This window comes from Paraburkholderia sp. BR13439 (assembly GCF_040948805.1).
Lineage (GTDB): Bacteria > Pseudomonadota > Gammaproteobacteria > Burkholderiales > Burkholderiaceae > Paraburkholderia > Paraburkholderia youngii.
On record NZ_JBFPKN010000002.1, the window covers coordinates 69,223 to 89,460 of the forward strand.

Here is a 20,238-nt window from a genome sequence, read left to right on the forward strand (position 1 = left end):
CGAATAGCTCGCGCCAAATGAAAATCCCCGTACGTCACTGACGTACGGGGATTTTTCGTTTTTCAGCCGGTCAGCGGGGCTGCGCTGCACCGCACTCGCGTGGCCGTCACCCAGCCACGATTTGCGCAACGAGCGCTTGATAGTCCGCCGAACTGGGCGCGGTATTGTCGAACATCAGCAGACCCTCGCGGCTCGCGCCGCTCGGCTCGAAGCGCCGCCGCCGGTAATCGTCCCACTGCGCGAGCTTGTACGCATCGTTGGGATTCGCGCGCGCGACGATCCGCTGCCGAGCCACGTCCTCCGAGGTCCGCACCCACACGACACGCAATCTCACGTCCGGCTCGACGCCGAGCCACGCATGATCGAACAGTCGCCGCTCGCGCACCTCGCGCGACAGCGGGCCGACGACCAATGCGCTGATGCCGAGTTCGAGATTGTCGCGCGCGGTATCGATGAGGCCGCGATATTCGGGGTCGCGCAGATGCTGCAGGAAAAGAGGGCTGTCGCGATCGTTCGGATCGCCGGTCACCATCGCCATCGCGGCCGCGCTATAGCCGCCGTACAGCGTGTCCTTGTCGAGCAGGCAGAAGGGGGTGCCGCTCGCTTTCATCAGCGGGCCGAACAGTTTTTTCGCCAGCGTCGTCTTGCCCGTGCCCGCATGACCGCAAAAGAAAACCAGAGAAGTCACGCAGGCTTGTCCTCACGCGGCGCGGCGGCCGCATCGGGGCGCGGGTCGCGCGCGAACTTGCCGTTGGTCTCGAGCCACATCACGTTGATGATGCCGAAGCCGAGCGCCACACCCACGCCGAGAATCCAGGTGAAATACCACATCGCAGTCTCCTTGATCGTGCGTCCGGCGACGCCAATCGACAGGCTTGCCAGTTACCCACGACGGCCTGCCATGAGCGCGGCCGCCTTCAACGATCATGAAGAAGAACGCCGCGCCATGCAAGAGGGCGCGGCGCCCGAGTTCCGCGCGCGTTGCTATGATGCGGGACAGTCATGCGTAAGACCCGCACCGCGCAGTCACAAACTCGGCCCAACGTCGAGAGCACACGGGAGAACCAGCATGCCGATGCGCCTGTCTTGCCGCGGCCGGGCCGCACGCCGCGCCGCGTTGGCCGCAGGCGTCGCGCTCAGCGTGCTCAGCGTGCTCAGCGTGCTCTCGCTAGCCGGCTGCGCGTCGACGCCGGCCGAGCCGGTGCCGTTCAAATCGGTGCCGGCCGAGCGCATCGTCAGACAGGGCTATACGCAGCCGGGCCCCGGCCTCGTCGCGGTGGACGTGCGGCGCGAGCGTTCGCGCGACGTTATCGTGCGGTTCCGCGATGCGCTCGTCTATATCGACGGCGAGCGCGTGACCGACCTGATGAACGGCGAGCACGTGGTGTTCTATCTGCCGCCCGGCACGCATCGGATCGGTGTATCGACGCAGTTCGATCCGGTCGTCGAACTGAACTTCATCGTGACGGCCGACCCGCGCTACACGAACCGCGCGTCGGTCACGTTCAACGACGATCACCGCATCGGCCTGCAGCGGGTCGCGCAGTAGCCGCGGTAGCCGCAGTAGCAATGCGGCCGGGCATTAACAATTCGAAACGCGCGCCTTACGCAGCGCGCCTTAACATGGCGGCTGATCCAAGCCTGCTGAAAGCGTGCTTGTCCGTTCACGCGAGACCGGTCGCCCGTCTTACGCAACGCTTACGCGAGAGGGCGGCCCGGTCTGTTTTCGTTTCCAGGGTAATCCGAACATGCTGATCAATTGCGCCGCCTATCAGGACGGCCGTAAGCTCGCCGACATCGATATCGACGCCATCAGCGACTACGTCGCGCGGCCCGAGTGCTTCGTCTGGGTCGCATTGAAAGACCCGAGCCCCGACGAACTCGCGGTCATGAAAGAGGAGTTCAATCTGCACGAACTCGCGATCGAAGATGCGCAACACGGCCATCAGCGCCCGAAGATCGAGGAGTACGGCGATTCGCTGTTCACCGTGATGCACACGGTCGAGATGGACGAGAACGGCGAGTTCGTGATCGGCGAAGTCGCCGTATTCGTCGGCAACAACTATGTGCTGTCGGTGCGGCGCGGCACGCGCGCCGGTTTTCAGAGCGTGCGAACGCGCTGCGAGCACGAGCCGCATCTGTTGAAGGAAGGCTCGGCGTTCGTGCTGTATGCGCTGATCGACGACGTGGTCGACCGTTATTTCCCGATCGTCGAGGCGATGAGCACCGAGCTCGAAGCGCTCGAGGACCGCATCTTCGAGAAGAACGATTCGGCCGCCTCGCGCGCGATCGTGCAGGACCTGTACACGATGAAGCGCCGGCTCGTGACCCTGCAACACCACATCCTGCCGCTGCGCGAAGCGGTGGGCAAACTGACCGGCGGGCGCATTCCGAGCATCTGCTCCGGCATGCAGGCGTACTTCCGCGATGTCTACGACCACCTCGACCGGATCGTCAGAACCATCGAGGGGCGCCGCGAAATCGTCGTCACAGCGGTGCAGGTGAACCTCGGCATGATCTCGCTCGCCGAGAGCGAAATCACCAAGCGGCTCGGCTCGTTCGCGGCGCTGTTCGCGGTGCCGACGATGATCGCCGGTATCTACGGGATGAACTTCGAGCGCATTCCCGAGCTGCATTTCAAGTTCGGCTATCCGGTCGTGCTGATCGTGATGCTGGCGATCGACTTCGTGCTGTACCGGCGCTTTCGCAAAGCCGGCTGGCTGTAGCCGGCACGCCTTTCAAGATCCTCGCGGTTTCGCTTGCAGCGCGCGCAATACCAGGCCAGCATAAGCGGCCGGTGTGTCGCGCCGCACGCGATGCATCGGCGTTCTCGACTGCACGGACTGAGCGAGGGGACCTTGCCACACGCTGCCCGGATCGATCGAGCGCATCGCGGCGCCGCACATGCTGCGCGCCGGTGCGTTGCAACACTGCGAATCGTTGACATTCCGAAAAGCTAGCGTTGAGAATAGGCCTCGCAAACGTTTGCGCATCACAAAAAATACGGCTCGCCCGCGAGCCTGACAACCTTGGAGATACGCATGAGCCATCGAACCCGTCGTCGCATTCTTGCCGCCGCAGTTCTCGCCACCGCCTCCGCCGTCCTGCCATTTTCCGTCGCCCACGCGCAGAACGCCCCGGCTCATAAACCCAAGGTCGCGCTGGTGATGAAGTCGCTCGCCAACGAGTTCTTCCTGACCATGGAGACCGGCGCGAAGGACTATCAGAAGCAGAACCCGGCCAAGTTCGACCTGATCACCAACGGCATCAAGGACGAAACCGACACCGCCAACCAGATCCGCATCGTCGAGCAGATGATCGTGTCGAAGGTCGACGCGATCGTGCTCGCGCCGGCCGATTCGAAGGCGCTCGTACCGGTCGTCAAGAAGGCCGTCGACGCGGGCATCATTGTCGTCAACATCGACAACCGGCTCGATCAGGACGTGCTGAAGTCGAAAGACCTGAACGTGCCGTTCGTCGGCCCCGACAACCGCAAGGGCGCGCGGCTCGTCGGCGACTACCTCGCGAAGCGGCTGAAGGCCGGCGACGAGGTCGGCATCCTCGAAGGCGTATCGACCACCACCAACGCGCAGCAGCGTACCGCGGGCTTCAAGGACGCGATGCAGGCAGTCGGCGCGAAGATCGTGTCGGTGCAGTCGGGCGAGTGGGAAATCGACAAGGGCAACGCGGTCGCGTCGGCGATGCTGAATGAATATCCGAACCTGAAGGCGCTGCTCGCCGGCAACGACAACATGGCGATCGGCGCGGTGTCGGCCGTGCGCGCGGCCGGCAAGCAGGGCAAGGTGCAGGTGGTCGGCTACGACAACATCAACGCGATCCATCCGATGCTGAAGGACGGCCGCGTGCTCGCCACCGCCGACCAGTTCGCGGCGAAGCAGGCCGTGTTCGGCATCGATACCGCGCTGAAGGCGTTGAGCGAAAACAGGAAGCAGTCGGAGTTGTCGGGCGTCGTCGAAACGCCGGTCGTGCTGGTGACGAAGGACACGCTGAAGTAAGCGCGGCGCGCCCGGCGTCGAGCGCGAGCCGGGCGCGGCCGGACAGGCTCGCGGAAACCGCCAATGTCGCCGCGAAGCGCGCATCGCTCGCTTCAGCGGCAATGCGGCAACCCGCCGATCCGCTTTTATTCAACGAACGCTCAAGAATTCCGCCCGGCCGCCGTTAATTCCAGAGATAAGCGTCATGACGGCGGCTCGCGCGATGAGAGAAGCGCGGCCGTGAGCGCCTGCGCATTCCGCGCAGTGGGCCGGCATGACTCGTGGCAGCCAGGAGCGATGTGCTGTGCGGCAAGCGCAGCGGACCAGCGCCAGGGTGTCACGAAGGCGCCAGAGGCGCCATGCAATCAGGAGCGCGATGGATTCGACCGACCACGACGCCTTGCCTGTCGTGCTGAGCGTCAGCGGCATCGGCAAGACCTATGCCGAACCGGTGCTCGCCGACGTATCGTTGTCGCTGCGAGCAGGCGAGGTATTGGCATTGACCGGCGAAAACGGCGCGGGCAAGAGCACGCTGTCGAAGATCGTCGGCGGGCTGGTGGAGCCGAGCGCGGGCACGATGCAGCTCGCCGGCGCGCCGTACGCGCCCGCGAGCCGCACCGAGGCCGAGGCGCTCGGCGTGCGCATGGTGATGCAGGAGTTGAATCTGCTGCCGACCTTGTCGGTCGCCGAGAACCTGTTCCTGAACCGGCTGCCGCGCGCGGGCGCGTTCAGCTTCGGCTGGATCGATCGCGGCAAGCTGCGGGAGAACGCGCGCGAGGCGATGGCGCAGGTCGGGCTCGACGCGATCGATCCCGACACGCTGGTCGGCGAACTCGGTATCGGTCATCAGCAGATGGTCGAGATCGCCCGTAACCTGATCGGCGACTGCCGCGTGCTGATACTCGACGAGCCGACCGCGATGCTGACCGCGCGCGAGGTCGATCTGCTGTTCGAGCAGATCGGTCGGTTGAAGGCGCGCGGCGTCGGGCTCGTCTATATCTCGCATCGGCTCGAAGAGCTGGCGCGCGTCGCCGAACGGGTCGCGGTGCTGCGCGACGGCCGCCTCGTGCATGTCGACGCGATGGCGAATCTGACGAGCGAGCAGATCGTCACGTGGATGGTCGGCCGCGAGCTCGGCGAGCATATCGATCTTGGCGCGCGCAACATCGGCGCGCCGCTGTTGAAAGTGGAGCGGCTCGCGCGCGGCAAGGTCGTGCGCGACGTGTCGTTCGAGGTGCGCGCGGGCGAGATTTTCGGCGTCAGCGGGCTGATCGGCGCGGGCCGCACCGAGCTGATGCGGCTCATCTACGGCGCCGACCGCAAGGACGGCGGCAGCGTGTCGCTCGCCGCGACGCCAGGCGCGCCGCCCACGCCGGTGCAGATCGACTCGCCGGCGGACGCGGTGCGCGCGGGCATCGCGCTGATCACCGAGGACCGCAAAGGCGAAGGCCTGCTGCTGCCGCAGCCGATCGCGGCCAACCTGTCGCTCGGCAATCTCGGCAGCGTCGCGCGGCATGGCGTGGTCGACGCGAAGCGCGAGAACGCGCTGGCGAACAAGCAGATCGCCGCGATGCGGATTCGCAGCTCGGGGCCCGCGCAGATCGTCGGCGAGCTGTCGGGCGGGAATCAGCAGAAGGTCGTGATCGGCCGCTGGCTCGCGCGCGACTGCCGCGTGCTGTTGTTCGACGAACCGACGCGCGGCATCGACGTCGGCGCGAAGTTCGATATCTACGGCCTGATGGGCGCGCTCGCTCGCGACGGCCGCGCGCTGGTCGTGGTGTCGAGCGATCTGCGCGAGCTGATGCTGATCTGCGACCGGATCGGCGTGATGTCGGCGGGCAGCATGACCGGAGTGTTCGAGCGCGCGAACTGGAGCCAGGATGCGCTGCTCGCGGCCGCGTTCGCCGGCTACCGCGGCCGCGAGGCGCTGCTGCACACGCACGGCGTCAACGAAGCAGGGAGTCTGTGATGACCGATCAACCGTGGCGCGAGGCGGCGGGTGTCAAGCAGGGCGACAAACGGGGCGACAAGCAGGGTGACCAGCAGGGCGGCAAGCCAGGCGAAAAGCCAGCCGGCGCGCCGGACGCGCCCGTCGTGACACCGCCGGCCGATCCGTCGGCGCCGCTTGCGAGCGGCAAGCCGGCCGGCACGCGGCTCGGCTTTTCGAACTACCTGGGCCTCGCCGGCGCGCTGCTCGCGATGATCGTGCTGTTCTCGCTGCTGAGTTCGCACTTTCTGACCTACGACACGTTCAGCACGATCGCGAACCAGATTCCGGATCTCGTCGTGATGTCGGTCGGCATGACCTTCGTGCTGATCATCGCGGGGATCGATCTGTCGGTCGGGTCGGTGCTCGCGCTCGGGGCGTCGGTAGTCAGCGTGGTGACGCTGAAGTGGGGCTGGGGGCCGGCCGCGGGGGCGCTGCTCGGTGTCGCGGTCGCGGCGCTGACCGGCACCGTGACCGGCGCGGTGACGGTGGGCTGGCGGATTCCGTCGTTCATCGTGTCGCTCGGGGTGCTCGAGGCGGCGCGCGGCATGGCGTACCAGATGACCAATTCGCGCACCGCGTATATCGGCGACGCGTTCGATTTTCTGTCGAACCCGATCGCGCTCGGCATCTCGCCGGCCTTTCTGGTCGCGGTCGCGGTGATGGTGATCGCGCAACTGGTGCTGACGCGCACGGTGTTCGGGCGCTATCTGGTCGGCATCGGCACCAACGAGGAAGCGGTGCGGCTCGCGGGCGTCAATCCGCGGCCGTACAAGGTGATCGTATTCGCGCTGATGGGCGCGCTGTCGGGACTCGCGGCGTTGTTCCAGATTTCGCGGCTCGAGGCGGCCGATCCGAATGCGGGCGTCGGCCTCGAACTGCAGGTGATCGCGGCGGTCGTGATCGGCGGCACGAGTCTGATGGGCGGGCGTGGTTCGGTGATCAGCACGTTCTTTGGCGTGCTGATCATTTCGGTGCTGGCGGCGGGCCTCGCGCAGATCGGCGCGAACGAGCCGACCAAGCGCATGATCACCGGCGCGGTGATCGTGGTGGCGGTGGTGCTCGATACCTACCGCAGTCACCGCAAACGCGGCTGAGGGGTGCGCCGCGGCGCAACGATGAATCAGTGTGGTGTGTCTTCGATGAAGACGTCCGCGGGTCGCCAGGCGGCGCATCCGGCGGGAACAACAGGCAGTAGGAGAGCAACAGGTTATGGCGACGATCAAGGATGTAGCGGCCGTGGCGGGCGTGTCGTTCACGACGGTATCGCACGTCGTGAACAACTCGCGGCCGGTGTCGGCCGATGTGCGCGCGAAAGTCGAGCACGCGATTCGTCAACTGCACTATGTGCCGTCGGCGGTGGCGCGCTCGCTGAAGGCGCGCGCGACCGCGACGATCGGACTGGTGGTGCCGAACAGCACCAACCCGTATTTCGCGGAGCTCGCGCGCGGCATCGAGGACGGCTGCGCGCGCAACGGCTACTGCGTGTTCTTCTGCAACTCCGACGATGACCCCGCGAAGCAGCGCAACTATCTGCGCGTGTTGCAGGAAAAGCGCATCGACGGGCTGATCGTCGCGTCGGCCGGTGACGACGCCGTGCTCGCGCAGACGCTCGCCGACTCGCGCGAGCCGCTCGTCGTGGTGGACCGCAACATCGAGGGGGTCAACGCGGACCTCGTGCAGATCGATCACGAGAAGGGCGCTTACCTCGCCACCCGTCATCTGCTCGAGCTCGGGCATGTGCGGATCGGCTGCATCACGGGGCCGGTGGAGACCGCGGTCGGCGCGATGCGCGTGCACGGCTTCATTCGCGCGATGGCCGAGCGCGGCATCGAGATTGCCGCCGATGCGATCGTCGAAAGCGATTTTTCGGGGACGGGCGGCCACCGCGCGGCCGCGCAGCTGTTCGACACGGTCAGGCCGTCGGCGATTTTCGCGGTCAACGACATGATGGGCATCGGCGCGTTGCGCGCGGCGGCGGAGCGCAATATCAGCGTGCCGCGCGATTGCTCGATCATCGGTTTCGACGATATCGAGCTGGGCCGCTTCACGTTCCCGTCGCTGTCGACGGTCGGGCAGTCGGTGCGCGCGCTTGGCGACACGGCCGCGCAGACGCTGATCGACCGGATCGCCGAGGCGCCGTCGAACAGCACCGCGCGCAGCCCGGCGCGCCGGCGGGTGGTGTCGCCGCGGCTGATCGTGCGCGAGTCCACCGCGACATGGGCGGGAGACGCACGGCGGAATCTGGCGGCCTGACGCGCCCGCGATAGCAACGCGACACGTCGCGCAATGGAGGGCACACGAGTGGCAAGCAACCCAACGCGTTCACGCGTCACGGTGGTCGGTAGTCTGAACATGGACCTCGTGGTGCGCTCGCCGCGCCTGCCGCAGCCGGGCGAAACGCTGGCCGGCCGCGGCTTCGCGCAGGTCGCGGGCGGCAAGGGCGGCAACCAGGCGGTCGCCGCCGCGCGGCTCGGCGCGCAGGTGTCGATGCTCGGCTGCGTCGGTACCGATGCGAACGGCGCGCAACTGCGCGCGGGCCTCGAAGCGGAGCACATCGACTGTGCGGCGCTCGAAACCGGCAGCGAACCGAGCGGCGTGGCGCTGATCGTCGTCGACGATGCGAGCCAGAACACGATCGTAATCGTCGCGGGCAGCAACGGCGAGCTCACGCCGGCCAGCATCGCGCGACACGAAGCGGCGCTCGCCGCCGCCGACGTCGTGATCTGCCAGCTCGAAACCCCGCCCGAATCGGTGCATGCGGCGCTGGCCGCGGCGCGGCGCCTCGGGAAGATCGTGATCCTCAACCCGGCGCCGGCTACCGGCCCATTGCCGGCCGCCTGGTTGCCGCTGATCGATTACCTGATTCCAAACGAACTCGAAGCCGCCGCGCTGAGCGGTGTCGCCGTCGACTCGCCCGCGGACGCCGCGCGAGCCGCCGCCGCATTGCGCGCGGCCGGCGTGCGCAACGTGCTGGTCACGCTCGGTGCGCGCGGCGTGCACGCGGCGCTCGAAGGCGCGGCCGCGACGCTGTACGACGCGCCGCGCGTCGAGGCGGTCGATACGACCGCGGCCGGCGACACCTTCATCGGCGGCTTCGCGGCGCAGCTCGCCCAGGGTGCGAGCGTCGAAGCGGCGATCCGCTTCGCGCAACGCGCCGCCGCGCTTTCGGTGACGCGCGCGGGCGCACAGCCGTCGATTCCGACGCGCGCCGAAGTCGACGCGTTGGGCTGATGCCATCGCGGCTTTAGCGCCCCCGCGAGCCGCCTGACGGCGCTGTGCTGCGATCGCTTCGGGCGATTCCGTACGGCTCGCAATCCGCCCAATTCCCCGCCGTTCAAACGTCAAAAGTGGTGCTTTGACGAATACCGTCGCGTTTCCCCAACGCGACGCGAGCCCACACGTCTGCCGTCAACTCGCTTTCAACGTCTTACATCGTCTTTGTTCATACCTTTTAATTGCTTCAAGTCTATGAACGCGCTGCCGTAAACGGTAGTTAGAGCAATGACTCAAAAACAGCGCCGGACCCAAACTCACGCCGCCCCCACGCTGCGCAAGCAGCAGTCTCTCATCGAGTACAGCACACAGGACCAAGCATGTTGAATAAAGGCATCACGATCAAGGCGCGAATTGGACTCACGATGGCGTTCCTCGCCGCGTTGCTGGTTGCGATCGGCGTTTTCGGTCTGTTCGGCATGGGCCGTTCGAACGACGCCCATGAAGCCACTTTCACCGATGCGATGCCGAGCGCCGTGAACATCGGCAACGCGGAAATGTACGCGGCGCGCGAGCGACTCGCGCTCGACCGCGCCGCGTTCCTCGTCGGCACGCCGGAAGCGGCATCCACGATCGAGCGTGCGCGCATGCTCGGCAGCACGTCGGACATGTGGTGGAAAAAATATCTCGATCTGCCGCGCGACGCGGACGAAGACCGGCTCGCGCAGGACGTCGCCGCGAAGCGCAACACGCTGCATCAGCAGCTCGAAGCGTTCGCGACGGCAATCGAGGCGAACGATCAGAGCAAGCTGGTTGAGCACGCGAAGAATCTGCAGGCCGTCTTCAATGACCTCGTCGGCGCCGACGACGCACTGCGCAAATATCAGTTCGATTCGGCGAAGCAGGGCTTCGATTCGGCGCAGAACAGTTTCCACGTGTTCCGGATGGTCAGCATCGGCGCGCTGGTGCTCGGCGTGCTGGCGGCGGCGCTGTCGTATCTGACGCTGAGCCGCGCGATCGCGCGGCCGCTCGACGAAGCGCTCGGCCACTTCGAGGCGATCGCGGCCGGCGATCTGCGTCGTCCGGTGGTCGTGACTTCGCGCGACGAAATGGGGCAACTGCTCGAAGGAATCGCCAGAATGCAGCGCAGCCTCACCGAAACGGTGCGCAGCGTGCGCGGCGGCAGCGAGTCGATCGCGACCGCGACGCAGCAGATCGCGGCGGGCAACGTCGATCTGTCGTCGCGCACTGAAGAGCAGGCGTCCGCGCTGCAGGAAACCGCGTCGAGCATGGAGCAGCTGACCGGCACCGTACGCCAGAACGCCGATAACGCCCGACAGGCGAGCGCGCTGGCCGCCAGCGCGTCGGAGATCGCCAATAAGGGCAGCGCGGTGGTCGGCCAGGTGGTCGGCACGATGGGTGACATCAACCAGAGTTCGGCGAAGATCGCCGACATCATCTCGATCATCGAGGGCATCGCCTTCCAGACCAACATCCTCGCGCTGAACGCAGCCGTCGAGGCGGCGCGCGCCGGCGAGGAAGGGCGCGGCTTCGCGGTCGTCGCGGGCGAGGTGCGCAGCCTCGCGCAGCGTTCGTCGGCGGCGGCCAAGGAGATCAAGGAGCTGATCGATACGTCGGTCGAGCGCGTGCAGTCGGGCTCGGCGCTGGTCGACGAGGCCGGCCGCACGATGAGCGAAATCATCGGCGCGGTGCAGCGCGTGACCGACATCATGGGCGAGATCGCGTCGGCGTCCGAAGAGCAGAGCGGCGGCATCGACCAGGTTGCGCGCGCGGTCACGCAGATGGACGAGGTTACGCAGCAGAACGCGGCGCTCGTCGAGGAAGCGGCCGCCGCGGCGTCGTCGCTCGAGCAGCAGGCCGCCCGGTTGCGCAACGTGGTCGCGGTGTTCCAGCTCGACGACAGCGGCCGTGGCGGTCACGACGGGGCGTCCGCGCTTGCGGCGCCGAAGCGCCCGGTGTCCACGAGCCCGGTCGCCGCGCGCGCACGCAAGCTCACGCCGGCTACGGCGCAGGCGGCGATGCCGGCGAAGGCAGCGACAGTGGCCGGTGTCGCGCCGCAGGCTGCCGCCGCGCCCGCGCCCACCCGCGCGCCGGCCAGGTCCGCGGCGACGGCGGGCGGTGATCAGGATTGGGAGACCTTCTGAGAGGGCTCGGCTTCACGTGTACATGGGCGGCGGCGCTGTCGCGCGTTAGGTGATTGAACACGCGCCGTTCGTCGCAACATCCGTTCCCGTCCGCTCGCTGGCTGTCTGGCATCCGCGTCGTACGAACGACGATCGCTTCGCGAAAAGCCGCGCCTGGGTCCCCAGGTGCGGTTTTTTTTCGGCTCGCGCAAGAAATAACGTTTGCGCGCGGCCTGGCTTTCACCGGCGCCTGTCGCGATCCGGTACATTGACGGGCACGGCCCGATCCGCGTGCGCGGCGCGCGGCTGCCCGCACCTTCAACAGGTGGTTCCCACTTATTGCTACGTCCTGCGAACCTGCCATGCGCCAGCCACAAAGAACCGACATGACGCGTTACGATCTTGCGCAACACCTCGTCGAGGCACGCCGGCAGCACCTGCCGATCGACGCGCCCGCCCCCGACAGCCTGCCGCCCGACGCGGCGACCGCCTACGCGATCCAGCAGGCGGTGATCGCGGGGCTGGGCGAATCGACCGGCGCGTGGAAGATCGGCGCGAAGTCCCCGGGCGGCGCCGCGTCGGGCGCGCCGATTCCGGCCTCGCTGGTGGTGCCGTCGCCGGCGCGGCTCGCGCATGACGGATTCTTTCGCGTGCTGGTCGAGCTGGAGATCGCGTTTCGCTTCGACGTGACGATCGAGCCGCGCGCCCAGGCCTATGCGCGCGACGAGGTGCTGTCCAAGCTCGGCGCCGTGCTGCCGGCCATCGAGATCGTCGACAGCCGCTTCACCGAGTGGCCCAACGTCGCGCCGCTCGCGCAGCTAGCCGACGCGCAGAACAACGGCGCGCTGATCACTGGCCATCCGGCCGTCTATGCGAGCCTCGCGCGCGGCTTCGACTTCGTGTCGCCGGAACTGGAGCTGAGCTTCAACGGCCGCTCGCTGATACCGGAAGTGACCGGCAATCCGGCCGGCGATCCGCGCGAGCTGCTCGTCTGGTTCGTCAACCATTGCGCGGCGATGGGGATCACGATCGAGCGCGACTGGACCCTGACCACCGGCTCATACGTCGGCGCGCACAAGATCGACGAGCCCGGCATCGTGCGTGGACATATCGATGGATTGGGTGAAGTGGAAATTGAACTGACCTGATCGATGCTGCGGCGGTTGTAACCGCAAATTACAACGCTTCATCCAGTCCAAACGGCTGCCGCGTGCAGCCGTTTTTATTTTGGCGAATTCGAAACGGTGGCAGTCTTTGAATCGTTAGCCTGTTCGAATCCATTTGTTGCAACTTTGCCGCTTCTTTCCGTATACACCTATGAGAGCGGCGCGAGCGGCTGCCGTCATCCAGTCATACGGATCAGGGGTGTGTCTGCTTTTGGTGACGAAGTGTGCGTGCGCAGACAGCCGCATTTTTGTGAAGGGTCGACGGTGCAGGTACGGGATGTGCATTAGCAACGCGACGTCATGGCGCGATGCAGCGGTAAAGCGAAGTCGTGCAGGAGCACTGAATAGCGATGCGGTGCTGAGGAAAGTAACGGTACAGCGGAGCAGCGGATGATTTGATTCGTTGCGGCGTGAGTGAAAAATTGTAGGTGGTCGATTCTTTGTTTCCAAGTGAGGACTGTAGCTTCGCGGTTACGGAGCGATTTTCGCAACGTAGTCCGTGAAAAAAAATTTAAAAGGGTTTAGGATGAATTCGAGCGATGTCGTTTCCGAATAGCGCGCCGCGCACGACATCGCCCCAGACTTCGGCGAGGAGGTAGCATGGATATCTACAGCAGTTTCGCGACCCGCTTCGAGAAAACACGGGAGGATGAACTCTCGCTCGAGGAGTATCTCGCGCTCTGCAAAGACAATCCCGCCGCGTACGCCACTGCAGGCGAACGCATGTTGACGGCAATCGGAGAACCGGAACAGATCGACACGCGCAACGATCCGCGTCAATCGCGTATCTTCGCGAACAAGGTCATCAAGGTATACCCCGCATTCCGAGAGTTCTACGGAATGGAAGAGGTGATCGAGCAGGTGGTCGCCTACTTCCGGCATTCGGCCCAGGGGCTCGAAGAAAAGAAGCAGATACTGTATCTGTTAGGACCGGTCGGCGGCGGCAAGTCGTCGATCGCGGAACGGCTGAAGCAACTGATGGAGCGCGTACCGTTCTATGCGATCAAGGGCTCGCCCGTCAATGAATCGCCGCTCGGTCTGTTCGATTACGAGGAAGACGGTCCGATCCTCGAAGAGCAATATGGCATTCCTCGCCGCTACCTGCGAGGCATCCTGAGTCCGTGGGCGGTCAAGCGCCTGCACGAGTACAACGGCGACATCCGCAAGTTCCGCGTGGTGCGCCGCTATCCGTCGATCCTTCGTCAGATCGCTATCTCGAAGACTGAACCGGGCGACGAGAACAATCAGGACATTTCGTCGCTGGTCGGCAAGGTCGACATCCGCAAGCTCGAACAGTACGCTCAGGACGACGCCGACGCGTACAGCTACTCGGGCGGCCTGTGCCTCGCCAATCAGGGCCTGCTCGAGTTCGTCGAAATGTTCAAGGCGCCGATCAAGGTGTTGCACCCGCTGCTTACCGCGACCCAGGAGGGCAACTTCAAGGGCACGGAAGGCTTCGGCGCGATCCCGTTCGACGGCATCATCCTCGCTCACTCGAACGAGTCGGAGTGGAAGGCGTTCCGCAACAACCGTAACAACGAAGCGCTGCTCGACCGGATCTTCGTCGTCAAGGTGCCGTACTGCCTGCGCTATAGCGAAGAGGTCAAGATCTACGAGAAGCTGCTGCGCAACTCGTCGCTGGCCAACGCGGTCTGCGCGCCTGGCACGCTGAAGATGATGGCGCAGATGTCCGTGCTCACGCGTTTGCAGGAGCCGGAAAACTCGAGCTTGTTCTCGAAGATGCAGGTCTACGACGGCGAGAATCTGAAGGACACGGACCCGAAGGCGAAGTCGTACCAGGAGTACCGCGACTTCGCGGGCGTCGACGAAGGCATGACCGGGGTGTCGACCCGCTTCGCGTTCAAGATTCTGTCGCGCGTGTTCAACTTCGACTCGACCGAGGTCGCGGCCAATCCGGTGCATCTGATGTACGTGCTCGAACAGCAGATCGAACGCGAGCAGTTCCCGCCGGAAACCGAGCAGAAGTATCTGTCCTTCATCAAGGACGTGCTCGCGTCGCGCTATGCGGAGTTCATCGGCAAGGAGATTCAGACCGCGTATCTGGAGTCGTACTCCGAGTATGGTCAAAACATCTTCGACCGCTACGTCACGTATGCGGACTTCTGGATCCAGGATCAGGAGTTCCGCGACCACGACACCGGCGAGAGCTTCGACCGTGCCGCGTTGAACGCCGAGCTGGAGAAGATCGAGAAGCCGGCGGGCATCAGCAACCCGAAGGACTTCCGCAACGAGATCGTGAACTTCGTGCTGCGCGCGCGGGCTGCGAATGCGGGCAAGAACCCCGCGTGGATCAGCTACGAGAAGCTGCGCGTCGTGATCGAAAAGAAGATGTTCTCGAATACGGAAGAACTGTTGCCGGTGATCTCGTTCAACGCGAAGGGCTCGGCCGAAGAGCAGCGCAAGCACGAAGACTTCGTCAATCGCATGGTGGCGAAGGGCTATACGCCGAAACAGGTGCGCTTGTTGTGCGACTGGTATCTGCGCGTGCGCAAGTCATCGTGATGCGCGCATGATACTCATGATGTGCCGCCCGTACGGTTCGACCGTGCGGGCAACCGGCGAGGCGCAAGCCGCATAGCATGCACTGCGCGGCGGGCGTCTCGCGCACCGGAAATATTAGTGCGGCCGCAGCGGAAACGCGGTTGCACGGACGGGAGACCGGGCGTGCTTCATCAAATCATCGACCGCAGGTTGGCAGGGAAGAACAAGAGTATTGCGAATCGCGAGCGTTTTTTGCGCCGCGTCAAAAACTATATCCGTCGCGCCGTTTCGGAAGCGGTGCGCGACCGCAGCATCAAGGATATCCAGAACACCCAAAGCATCACCATTCCGCGCAAGGACATCGCGGAGCCGTCGTTCCGTCACGGACCGGGCGGCCGGCGCGAGATGGTGCATCCCGGCAACTCGGACTACATCCGCGGCGACAAGATCCAGCGCCCGCAAGGCGGTGGTGGGGGCGGCGGAGGCAGTCAGGCCAGCAACGAGGGCGAGGGTCAGGACGACTTCGTGTTCGAGCTGAGCCGCGAAGAGTTCATGCAGTATTTCTTCGACGACCTCGAACTGCCGCGTCTCGTCAAAACCCATCTGATGGCCGTGCCGACGTGGAAAAGCATTCGCGCGGGCTGGGCCGCCGAGGGCACGCCGAACAACATCGACGTGGTCCGTTCGCTGCGCAGCGCGCTCGGCCGGCGCATCGCGCTCGGCGCGCCGCTCGTCAACCAGTTGCACGAAATGGAGCGGCAGCTCGAAGAGCTGAAGGCAGATCCCGCCGATCGCCGCGAAGAGATCAAACTGCTCGAAGACGACATCCACCATCTGAAAGGACGCATCTGGCGGATTCCGTTCATCGATCCGTTCGATCTGCGCTACGTGAATCGCGTGAAGCAACCCACGCCGTCGAGTCAGGCAGTGATGTTCTGCCTGATGGACGTGTCCGGCTCGATGGACGAGCAGCGCAAGGATCTCGCGAAGCGCTTTTTCATCCTGCTGTACCTGTTTCTGAAGCGTAACTACGAGCGCATCGAAGTGGTGTTCATTCGCCACCACACGCGCGCCGAGGAAGTCGACGAAGATACGTTCTTCCACTCGACCGAAAGCGGTGGCACGGTGGTGTCGAGCGCGCTCGAACTGATGCGCAAGGTGATGGAGGAACGCTACTCGCCAACTGAATGGAACATTTACGGGGCGCAGGCTTCGGACGGCGACAATTGGACCGACGATTCGCCGAAGTGCCGCAAGATACTCTCGGATGACATCCTGGAGAAGGTGCGGTATTTTGCGTATATTCAGGTGACGCCCGAAGAGCAGAATCTGTGGCTCGAATACGCGCAACTGGCGCTATCGCAACCGCATATGGCGATGAAGAAGGTCGAAACCGCGGCCGATATCTATCCGGTGTTTCGCGAGCTGTTCGAGAAGCAGGCGGCGACTTCGTGATGGAACGCTGATTGCGCTCCAAGCATCTGGATCACGACGCGTGCGATGAATCGTACGACTTGAGGCAAGCCGTCGTACGACTGCGCCGCAGCGCAACAAAGGCGTGCCGCAGCAACTGTCGGGGCATGCCGAGGCAGGAGCGGCTAGCACGGCAGCCGCTCGCGCCGGAGCAGTCCGCAGTGCTGCAGCACGGGACACACCGGAACGCCCAACGAGGGGCAAAGGGAAGTCCGTATGAACGTAGCCGATAGACGGCCTCTGCCGTGCCCGTCCGACTGGACCTTCGAATTGATCGAAGAGTACGACTCGCATATTGCCCGTGTTGCGGAGCAATACGAGCTCGACGTGTATCCAATCCAGCTCGAACTCATCAGCGCCGAACAAATGATGGACGCCTACGCGTCCGTCGGTATGCCGGTGAACTACCGTCACTGGTCGTTCGGCAAACACTTTCTTTCTACCGAAAAAAGCTATCGTCGCGGCCAGATGGGGCTCGCGTACGAAATCGTCATCAATTCGAACCCCTGCATCGCGTATCTGATGGAAGAGAACACGATGACGATGCAGGCGCTCGTGATCGCGCATGCGGCGTATGGTCACAACTCGTTCTTCAAGGGCAACTATCTGTTCCGCTTGTGGACGGACGCGCACGCGATCATCGACTACCTCGTCTACGCGAAGAACTACATCGCGGAATGCGAGGAGCGCTATGGGCTCGATCGCGTCGAGGAATTGCTCGATTCGTGCCACGCGCTAATGAATTACGGCGTGGACCGCTACAAGCGCCCGCAGAAGCTGTCGCTCGAGAAGGAGTTCGCCGCGCGGCGCGAGCGCGAGGCGTATCTGCAGTCGCAGGTCAACGAATTGTGGCGCACCCTGCCCACGCGCCATACGCCGCTGCCCGAAGAGGTCGAGGAGCGCTATCCGCCCGAGCCGCAGGAAAACCTGCTGTATTTCGCGGAGAAAAACGCGCCGTTGCTCGAGCCGTGGGAGCGCGAGGTGATCCGCATCGTGCGCAAGATCGGTCAGTATTTCTATCCGCAGCGGCAGACCCAGGTGATGAACGAAGGCTGGGCGACGTTCTGGCACTACACGCTGCTAAACACGATGTACAACCAGGGCAAGCTGGAAGACGGCTTCATGATGGAGTTCCTCCATTCGCACAGCAACGTCGTCTATCAGCCGCCGGTCACGAAGCCGTATTACAGCGGCATCAATCCGTATGCGCTCGGCTTTTCGATGATGAGCGACATCCGCCGCATCTGCGAGGCGCCGACCGACGAAGACCGCAAGTGGTTTCCTGATCTGGCCGGCAGTCCCTGGCTGCCCTCGATGCACTACGCGATGCGCAATTTCAAGGACGAGAGCTTCGTCGCGCAGTACCTGTCGCCGCATCTGATCCGCGAAATGCGCCTGTTCTCGGTGCTCGATGACGACATGCGCGACGCGCTGGAGGTGTCGGCGATTCACGACGACAGCGGCTACCAGTACGTGCGCCAGGCGCTGTCGCGGCAGTACGACATGCATCACCGCGAGCCGAACATTCAGGTATGGGCCGTCAATACGCGTGGCGATCGCAGCCTGACGTTGCGGCATTTCATGAGCGACAACCGGCACCTGTCGTCGGATAGCGACGAAGTGCTCAAGCACATGGCGCGCTTGTGGCAATTCGATGTGTACCTCGAAAGCGTCGACGAAAACGGTACCGTCAGAAAGCGCTACGACTGCCGGTACGTGCCGCCCTCGGTGAGAGTCTGACGTCTCCCTCCGAGCGCGGCGACGGTTCGTAACCGCCCGGGCGGTCCGCGTCGATCACCCGAAGCCCCCGCAGCCTCCCGGCTGGCGGGGGTTCGTTTTTCGTTGCGGTTCTAATTCGCCGCCGGCCCGTACCCAGGGCTTTCCTGCAGTTCCGCAGACAAAACCCCATCTGAACTTTTCACTTATGTAAAATTCGCCGCGCGCGCGTGTGCGGTTGTCCGCGACGCGCATGAAGGCGGCGTCACGAGCGTCATCCTCGTTTAGAGCAAAAAGGACCGACATCAGCATGAACGATCTAACCGACCAACCCGTCGTCGCACAACCGGACGACACCCGGCGCCGCATCTTCGCGATCGTCGGCGCTTCATCGGGCAATCTTGTCGAATGGTTCGACTTCTACGTGTATTCGTTCACGGCGCTGTATTTCGCGCCGTCGTTCTTTCCTAGCGGCAACACCACCACGCAGTTGCTCAACACGGCCGGGGTGTTCGCCGCCGGCTTCCTGATGCGCCCGATCGGCGGCTGGTTCTTCGGCCGGTTCGCCGACAAGCGTGGCCGCCGCACCGCGATGATGGTGTCGGTCTTCATGATGTGCGGCGGCTCGCTCGTGATCGCGATGCTGCCCACGTACGCGCAGATCGGCGCGCTCGCGCCGGCGCTGCTGCTGATCGCGCGGCTGTTCCAGGGCCTGTCGGTGGGCGGCGAATACGGCACCAGCGCGACCTATATGAGCGAAGTCGCATTAAAGGGCCGGCGCGGCTTCTTCGCGTCGTTCCAGTATGTGACGCTGATCGGCGGTCAACTGTTCGCGCTGCTCGTGCTGGTGATCCTGCAGCAGATGCTGACGACCGACGAACTGAAGGCGTGGGGCTGGCGCGTGCCGTTCGCGATCGGTGCGATCGCTGCGCTGATCTCGCTCTATCTGCGTAAATCGCTCGACGAAACCACCACCGCCGCGACCCGTCAGCGCAAGGAAGCGGGCACGCTGCGCGGCTTGTGGGAGCACAAGGGCGCGTTCATGACGGTGCTCGGCTTCACGGCCGGCGGCTCGCTGATCTTCTATACGTTCACCACGTATATGCAGAAATATCTGGTCAACACGGCCGGCATGCACGCGAAGACCGCGAGTTCGGTGATGACCGCCGCGCTGTTCGTCTACATGCTGATGCAGCCGGCGTTCGGCGCGCTGTCCGACAGGATCGGCCGACGCAATTCGATGCTGTGCTTCGGTTTGTTCGCGACGCTCGGCACGGTGCCGCTGCTGCATGCGCTGAAGGACGTGACGAGTCCGGTCGCGGCGTTCGCGCTCGTCGTCGTCGCGCTGGCGATCGTCAGCTTCTATACGTCGATCAGCGGCCTGATCAAGGCGGAAATGTTCCCACCGCAAGTGCGTGCGCTCGGCGTGGGGCTGTCGTATGCGGTCGCCAATGCGATCTTCGGCGGCTCGGCGGAATATGTCGCGCTGTGGCTGAAGTCGGCCGGCGTCGAGACGATGTTCTTCTGGTATGTAACGGCGCTGTGCGCACTCGCGGGTGTCGTGTCGCTGCGCATGCGTGATCCATCGACGGAAGGGTATCTGCGGCACGAGCCGTGAGCCGCTAGCCGGGCACGGCGAAACGTCGTGCCGCGGTGAAGCATTCGAGCGGCGTTCCGGGGCAACCGGGCCGCCGTTTTTCATCGCATCGACGTTCGCGCGCCACTACGCGAACTGGCAGCAGCGCACTCCGCTCAACTGACGACGATCCGTGTCCCCCACGCATGCAGCAGGTCGCGCAAGCTCTCGGCCTGTTCCATCCTCGCGCCGCTGCGCAGATGAATCTGCACCGCACGCCCCGCGATGCCGTCGATCGGTTGGGCGAACCATAGCTCGACCGCGAGGCCGAGTCCTTCGGGTTGATCTTCGACGACCGGTTCGATCACGCGCGGTCTGAAACACGCATTGTCTGACATGGCGAAGCACCTCTGCGATGACGGGTCGTGCACATCGTAATCAGCGGCGCGCTCGGGACCAAGTA

16 protein-coding genes are annotated in these 20,238 nt (G+C 64.5%); 13 read left to right on the forward strand and 3 right to left on the reverse strand.

The annotated features are described in order from the left end of the window. Positions 1–106: 106 nt before the first annotated feature. Together AB3X96_RS04260 and cydX are read right to left on the reverse strand one after the other, a co-directional pair. A complete protein-coding gene (locus AB3X96_RS04260; RefSeq protein WP_368588715.1) occupies positions 107–688 on the reverse strand; it encodes an AAA family ATPase in 582 nt (193 codons plus the stop codon). Beyond that, positions 685–831, reverse strand: a complete 147-nt coding sequence (gene cydX, locus AB3X96_RS04265; protein ID WP_026228716.1) for a cytochrome bd-I oxidase subunit CydX — start codon at positions 829–831, stop codon at positions 685–687. The genes AB3X96_RS04260 and cydX overlap by 4 nt, the downstream gene beginning before the upstream one ends. Positions 832–1,069: 238 nt before the next feature. Here cydX and AB3X96_RS04270 point away from each other — a divergent pair, with 238 nt between their 5' ends. The 13 genes from AB3X96_RS04270 (at position 1,070) to AB3X96_RS04330 (ending at position 19,817) form a co-directional block, all read left to right on the forward strand. Beyond that, the gene (locus AB3X96_RS04270) at positions 1,070–1,549 is read left to right on the forward strand and encodes a hypothetical protein (RefSeq protein WP_368588716.1); all 480 of its coding nucleotides are present in this window, start codon (positions 1,070–1,072) and stop codon (positions 1,547–1,549) included. A 199-nt stretch (positions 1,550–1,748) separates the two neighbouring features. Then, positions 1,749–2,726: a magnesium/cobalt transporter CorA gene (corA, locus tag AB3X96_RS04275; RefSeq protein WP_368588717.1), complete on the forward strand. Its 978-nt coding sequence runs from the start codon at positions 1,749–1,751 to the stop codon at positions 2,724–2,726. Positions 2,727–3,041: 315 nt separating this feature from the next. Continuing rightward, positions 3,042–4,016, forward strand: coding sequence for a sugar ABC transporter substrate-binding protein (locus tag AB3X96_RS04280; protein WP_176108367.1), 975 nt, complete (start codon positions 3,042–3,044; stop codon positions 4,014–4,016). Between the two features lie 355 nt (positions 4,017–4,371). Further along, complete coding sequence (locus tag AB3X96_RS04285) at positions 4,372–5,964, forward strand: sugar ABC transporter ATP-binding protein (RefSeq protein WP_368588718.1); 1,593 nt, start codon at positions 4,372–4,374, stop codon at positions 5,962–5,964. Further along, a complete protein-coding gene (locus tag AB3X96_RS04290) occupies positions 5,964–7,079 on the forward strand; it encodes an ABC transporter permease (RefSeq protein ID WP_176108369.1) in 1,116 nt (371 codons plus the stop codon). Before AB3X96_RS04285 ends, AB3X96_RS04290 begins: the two co-directional genes overlap by 1 nt. Before the next feature lie 115 nt (positions 7,080–7,194). After that, positions 7,195–8,238 carry a LacI family DNA-binding transcriptional regulator gene (locus AB3X96_RS04295; RefSeq protein ID WP_368588719.1) on the forward strand — a complete coding sequence of 348 codons (1,044 nt, stop codon included), beginning with the start codon at positions 7,195–7,197 and terminating at the stop codon, positions 8,236–8,238. Positions 8,239–8,286: 48 nt separating this feature from the next. Next, a complete protein-coding gene (rbsK, locus tag AB3X96_RS04300) occupies positions 8,287–9,216 on the forward strand; it encodes a ribokinase (protein ID WP_368588720.1) in 930 nt (309 codons plus the stop codon). 362 nt (positions 9,217–9,578) lie between these two features. After that, positions 9,579–11,363 carry a methyl-accepting chemotaxis protein gene (locus AB3X96_RS04305; RefSeq protein ID WP_368588721.1) on the forward strand — a complete coding sequence of 595 codons (1,785 nt, stop codon included), beginning with the start codon at positions 9,579–9,581 and terminating at the stop codon, positions 11,361–11,363. 365 nt (positions 11,364–11,728) lie between these two features. Then, positions 11,729–12,490 carry a 2-keto-4-pentenoate hydratase gene (locus tag AB3X96_RS04310; protein ID WP_176110574.1) on the forward strand — a complete coding sequence of 254 codons (762 nt, stop codon included), beginning with the start codon at positions 11,729–11,731 and terminating at the stop codon, positions 12,488–12,490. Between the two features lie 618 nt (positions 12,491–13,108). Further along, a complete protein-coding gene (locus tag AB3X96_RS04315; protein ID WP_176108373.1) occupies positions 13,109–15,031 on the forward strand; it encodes a PrkA family serine protein kinase in 1,923 nt (640 codons plus the stop codon). Positions 15,032–15,193: 162 nt separating this feature from the next. Next, a complete protein-coding gene (locus tag AB3X96_RS04320) occupies positions 15,194–16,465 on the forward strand; it encodes a YeaH/YhbH family protein (protein WP_176108374.1) in 1,272 nt (423 codons plus the stop codon). Positions 16,466–16,699: 234 nt separating this feature from the next. Beyond that, positions 16,700–18,223, forward strand: a complete 1,524-nt coding sequence (locus tag AB3X96_RS04325) for a SpoVR family protein (RefSeq protein ID WP_368588722.1) — start codon at positions 16,700–16,702, stop codon at positions 18,221–18,223. 286 nt (positions 18,224–18,509) lie between these two features. Beyond that, the gene (locus AB3X96_RS04330) at positions 18,510–19,817 is read left to right on the forward strand and encodes an MFS family transporter (RefSeq protein WP_368588723.1); all 1,308 of its coding nucleotides are present in this window, start codon (positions 18,510–18,512) and stop codon (positions 19,815–19,817) included. 134 nt (positions 19,818–19,951) lie between these two features. On the opposite strand, the gene AB3X96_RS04335 is transcribed toward AB3X96_RS04330, so the two are convergent. After that, on the reverse strand, positions 19,952–20,173 hold the full coding sequence (locus AB3X96_RS04335; protein WP_176108377.1) for a hypothetical protein: 222 nt from the start codon (positions 20,171–20,173) through the stop codon (positions 19,952–19,954). Between the last annotated feature and the right edge of the window lie 65 nt (positions 20,174–20,238).

Bases quoted from the DNA above. Each gene is read 5' to 3' on its own strand.
- AB3X96_RS04330 (WP_368588723.1), top strand. From the start codon at position 18,510: ATGAACGATCTAACCGACCAACCCGTCGTCGCACAACCGGACGACACC.
- corA (WP_368588717.1), top strand. From the start codon at position 1,749: ATGCTGATCAATTGCGCCGCCTATCAGGACGGCCGTAAGCTCGCCGAC.
- AB3X96_RS04310 (WP_176110574.1), top strand. From the start codon at position 11,729: ATGACGCGTTACGATCTTGCGCAACACCTCGTCGAGGCACGCCGGCAG.
- AB3X96_RS04325 (WP_368588722.1), top strand. From the start codon at position 16,700: ATGAACGTAGCCGATAGACGGCCTCTGCCGTGCCCGTCCGACTGGACC.
- AB3X96_RS04305 (WP_368588721.1), top strand. From the start codon at position 9,579: ATGTTGAATAAAGGCATCACGATCAAGGCGCGAATTGGACTCACGATG.
- AB3X96_RS04315 (WP_176108373.1), top strand. From the start codon at position 13,109: ATGGATATCTACAGCAGTTTCGCGACCCGCTTCGAGAAAACACGGGAG.
- AB3X96_RS04335 (WP_176108377.1), bottom strand. From the start codon at position 20,173: ATGTCAGACAATGCGTGTTTCAGACCGCGCGTGATCGAACCGGTCGTC.
- AB3X96_RS04295 (WP_368588719.1), top strand. From the start codon at position 7,195: ATGGCGACGATCAAGGATGTAGCGGCCGTGGCGGGCGTGTCGTTCACG.
- AB3X96_RS04270 (WP_368588716.1), top strand. From the start codon at position 1,070: ATGCCGATGCGCCTGTCTTGCCGCGGCCGGGCCGCACGCCGCGCCGCG.
- cydX (WP_026228716.1), bottom strand. From the start codon at position 831: ATGTGGTATTTCACCTGGATTCTCGGCGTGGGTGTGGCGCTCGGCTTC.
- AB3X96_RS04280 (WP_176108367.1), top strand. From the start codon at position 3,042: ATGAGCCATCGAACCCGTCGTCGCATTCTTGCCGCCGCAGTTCTCGCC.
- AB3X96_RS04290 (WP_176108369.1), top strand. From the start codon at position 5,964: ATGACCGATCAACCGTGGCGCGAGGCGGCGGGTGTCAAGCAGGGCGAC.
- AB3X96_RS04285 (WP_368588718.1), top strand. From the start codon at position 4,372: ATGGATTCGACCGACCACGACGCCTTGCCTGTCGTGCTGAGCGTCAGC.